This window comes from Pseudomonas sp. HMWF006 (genome assembly GCF_003061205.1).
Taxonomy (GTDB): Bacteria; Pseudomonadota; Gammaproteobacteria; order Pseudomonadales; family Pseudomonadaceae; genus Aquipseudomonas; species Aquipseudomonas monsensis.
The window spans coordinates 1-1,024 of the sequence record NZ_QAIU01000600.1 but is presented as its reverse complement, the minus strand read 5'-3'; the positions used below and the strand labels follow the sequence as shown (position 1 = coordinate 1,024).

The 1,024-nt window shown below is 61.0% G+C and carries 2 protein-coding genes; both read right to left on the bottom strand.

Features of this window, described 5'->3' with window-relative positions; translation table 11 throughout:
* Positions 1 to 97 precede the first annotated feature (97 nt).
* Complete coding sequence (gene tsaE / locus DBR24_RS27835; protein ID WP_007967425.1) at positions 98 to 568, bottom strand: tRNA (adenosine(37)-N6)-threonylcarbamoyltransferase complex ATPase subunit type 1 TsaE; 471 nt, start codon at positions 566 to 568, stop codon at positions 98 to 100.
* The coding region (locus DBR24_RS27830; protein ID WP_128616311.1) for an NAD(P)H-hydrate dehydratase at positions 556 to 1,024 on the bottom strand (469 nt) is incomplete at its 5' end. The genes DBR24_RS27830 and tsaE, both read right to left, overlap by 13 nt.

Here is a 1,024-nt window from a genome sequence, read left to right as displayed (position 1 = left end):
TGACCTTTGTCTCGGCCACAGCGTTGACGGTTACTGCCATCAACATCAGTCCAGCGGCAGCCACCAACGCGCGAAAGCGCATACCTAACCCCATCATTTAATTGGATTCCAATGCCAAAGCGGCACACCAGGCCTCGCCACGCGAGCCTTGGGATAAAATTTTCAGCGAACGCCCGCTGTCTTGCGGGCTAATGGTAATGGTCAGGTCAGGCTTTGGCAAAAAGCCTGCACCTTTATCGGGCCACTCGATCAGGCACAGCGCATCGTCTTCGAAATAGTCGCGGATGCCGAGAAACTCCAGCTCCTCCGGATCGACCAGGCGATACAGGTCGAAGTGGAAGGCACGGACGTCGCCGATCTCGTAGGGTTCGACCAGGGTAAAGGTCGGACTTTTCACCGCCCCGACATGCCCCAGGCCACGAATGATGCCCCGCGACAGGGTGGTTTTGCCCATGCCCAGATTGCCTTCGAGAAAAATCAGGCCGTGGCCCTGGGTCACGCGGGCGATCCGTGCGCCAAAGTCGCTCATGGCCTGTTCATCGGCCAGGTACAGGGTTACTTCAGACACGGTGCATGCTCCTCCAACAACTGACGAATGGCTGGAATCAAATCACTGGCCGCCAGCCCACGGCCCAATTTTCCTTGCTGCATGCCGGCATTGGCGTGCAGCCAGACGGCCAGGCACGCCGCATCGAAACCGTCCATGCCTTGCGCCAGCAGCGCACCGGTCAACCCCGCGAGCACATCGCCGAGGCCGGCGCTGGCCATGGCCGGATGGCCCTGATGACACAGCGCCAGACGCCCGTCGGGATGGGCGATCAAACTGCCGGCGCCTTTGAGGACGACGACGGCTGAGTATTTCTTGCTCAGCGTCCGCGCCGCCGCCAGACGATCGGCCTGCACATCGGCGGTACTGATCCCCAACAAACGCGCAGCCTCACCCGGATGCGGGGTGATCACGCAATCCTTGGGCAGACGGACAAACCCGCCGGCGAGCAGATTCAATGCATCGGCGTCCCATACT